3 protein-coding genes are annotated in these 2,458 nt (G+C 33.2%); all 3 read left to right on the top strand.

Going from position 1 to position 2,458, the window contains the following annotated elements; genetic code table 11:
* Nucleotides 1-246 precede the first annotated feature (246 nt).
* The 3 genes from AADI82_RS14860 (at nt 247) to aat (ending at nt 2,303) form a co-directional block, all read left to right on the top strand.
* Nucleotides 247-1,116, top strand: coding sequence for a flavin reductase family protein (locus AADI82_RS14860; protein WP_341217194.1), 870 nt, complete (start codon nt 247-249; stop codon nt 1,114-1,116).
* A gap of 49 nt (nt 1,117-1,165) precedes the next feature.
* Nucleotides 1,166-1,543, top strand: coding sequence for a DUF3127 domain-containing protein (locus tag AADI82_RS14855; RefSeq protein WP_341217193.1), 378 nt, complete (start codon nt 1,166-1,168; stop codon nt 1,541-1,543).
* 136 nt (nt 1,544-1,679) lie between these two features.
* Nucleotides 1,680-2,303 carry a leucyl/phenylalanyl-tRNA--protein transferase gene (gene aat / locus AADI82_RS14850; RefSeq protein WP_341217192.1) on the top strand — a complete coding sequence of 208 codons (624 nt, stop codon included), beginning with the start codon at nt 1,680-1,682 and terminating at the stop codon, nt 2,301-2,303.
* Nucleotides 2,304-2,458 lie beyond the last annotated feature (155 nt).

Genomic DNA, 2,458 nt, shown 5'->3' with positions numbered 1-2,458 from the left:
CCATCTAAAAGTGTTTTTGTATTCGGTAAAAATCATCAACTACTAATTTAACTTGTAATATAATGCAAATCTGTTAATATTATTGCGCAAGTTGTTAGTAAATCGGTTTTAATTGATTACGAGATTAGTTACATTTTCTTTGATAGCAAATATTGATAAATTGTTGACAGAGGTAAACTTATGTTGAAAACTAGTTTAAATTATCATGTTTTTTTTGATTAGTTTTGTTGAAATTAAAAAAGTTTAATGACGTCGTTTGAACCTAAAGATATTTCAACAGGTAAATTACATAGCTATTTGTTAAGTGCAGTAGCTCCAAGACCTATAGCTTTTGCAAGTACTTTAGATGCAGACGGTAACCCAAACTTATCGCCATTTAGTTTTTTCAATGTGTTTAGTGCAAATCCGCCAATTATGATTTTTTCGCCGGCGCGTCGTGTTCGAGATAACACTACAAAACATACGTTACAAAATGCCGAGGCTATTAAAGAGGTAGTTATAAATGTGGTGAATTTCGATATGGTTCATCAAATGTCATTAAGCAGTACAGAGTATGCCGATGGTGTAAATGAGTTTGAAAAAGCGGGTTTAACTATGTTAAAATCGGATATTGTAAAACCGTTTCGTGTTGCTGAATCACCAGTGCAATTTGAATGTAAAGTCAACGAAATTGTTAAGTTAGGAACAGAAGGGGGTGCAGGAAATTTAATTATATGCGAAGTTGTAAAATTGCATATTGATGATGATGTTTTAAATGAAGAAGGCGTAATAAATCAACAAAAGTTAGATTTAGTAGCCAGAGCAGGTGGGAGTTATTATACACGTGCTAAAAAAGGGTTTTTTGAAATACCAAAACCATTATCAACACTAGGTATTGGTGTAGATAATTTTCCTGATTTTGTAAAAAACAGTATGGTTTTAACAGGAAACGATTTAGGCATGTTAGCAAATATTGAAAGGTTGCCAACCGAAGACAGCGTTAAAGCATTTGTAAAAGATTTAGGAGCACGTTACCCAAACATAAAAACGGCAACACATAGACAAAAACATAAATTAGCACGAAATTATTTAAGCTTTGGAGATGTTGAAAGTGCATGGAAAATATTGTTGTCTTAAGATAAGATGAAATTAAAAGAATAATAATTAAGAATAAATAATAGATTAAATGGAAGTTCAAGGAAGAATTAAAATGGTAGGAGAAACTCAAACTTTTGGAAGCAATGGGTTTAGAAAAAGAGAAATAGTTGTAACTACTGAAGAGCAATATCCGCAGCATATTATGGTGGAGTTTGTTCAAGATAAAACAGACTTATTAAACAATTACCAAGTTGGGCAACAAGTTAAAATAAGCATCAATTTACGCGGTAGAGAATGGGTTAATCCACAAGGGGAAACCAAATATTTTAACTCAATTCAAGGTTGGAGAATTGAAGCTTTACAAGCTGAAGCCACTGGTGAAAACTTACCACCAGTACCACCAATGGATGCTTTTGAGCCTGCTGGAGATTTAAAAGAAGACGATCACGACGATTTACCTTTCTAGGCCGTTTTTAATTTCTTTTTTAAGGAAAGATGAATTTTGATTTCATAAAGAATCAAAAGACGGAAAGGTTTATAATTTACCAACCTCAATGTTCATTAAAACGTTGAGGTTTTTTATTTTTATACAAACTGTTTTAATGCAACTCCTAACCGAAGATATATGGTTTCCAAATGCAGATGAAGCCACCGCAGACGGACTACTCGCCATAGGTGGCGATTTATCGGTCGAGCGCTTGTTGCACGCATATAAAAACGGTATTTTCCCGTGGTTTGAAATGGACGAGCCTATTTTATGGTGGTCTCCCAATCCACGATTTGTATTGTTTCCAGAAAAGCTTAAGGTGTCAAAAAGCATGAAACAAATATTGCGTAATGGTGATTATACGGTTACAATTAGCAAAGCTTTTAAAGAAGTAATTACGGAATGTTCTAAAATAAAACGCAACGGACAAGCAAGCACTTGGATAACTAATGGTATGGTTGAAGCATATATAAATTTACACGATTTAGGTTATGCAAAATCCGTTGAAGTTTGGCGAGACAAGAAATTAGTAGCAGGATTATATGGCGTAGATTTAGGCAATAATGTATTTTGTGGAGAAAGCATGTTCACCAAAGAAAGTAATGCCAGTAAAGCAGGTTTTATAACGTTTATACAAAACACAAATTACAAACTTATAGATTGTCAAGTATATACTAAACATTTAGAAAGTTTAGGTGCAGAGGAGATTTCTAGAGATTTGTTTTTGGAGTATTTATAAAGATAGACTTATTTGACTTTGTCAGAAAAAAAATGATAACTTAGTTTAACAACCGATAAAGTTTATTGAAACGGAACTTTTCTTTGCCCCCGCTACCGCTAGTCTGTAACAAGTGGCAACAATGCTTTAAGAGTAAGAGTAAAAAAACTGTATGT

Source organism: uncultured Wocania sp., from assembly GCF_964021735.1.
GTDB lineage: Bacteria > Bacteroidota > Bacteroidia > Flavobacteriales > Flavobacteriaceae > Wocania_A.
This window is presented reverse-complemented; position numbering and strand designations above follow the sequence as displayed.

What these genes read in the sequence shown, in the direction of transcription:
- AADI82_RS14860 (WP_341217194.1), top strand. Translation starts at nt 247, where the DNA reads ATGACGTCGTTTGAACCTAAAGATATTTCAACAGGTAAATTACATAGC.
- AADI82_RS14855 (WP_341217193.1), top strand. Translation starts at nt 1,166, where the DNA reads ATGGAAGTTCAAGGAAGAATTAAAATGGTAGGAGAAACTCAAACTTTT.
- aat (WP_341217192.1), top strand. Translation starts at nt 1,680, where the DNA reads ATGCAACTCCTAACCGAAGATATATGGTTTCCAAATGCAGATGAAGCC.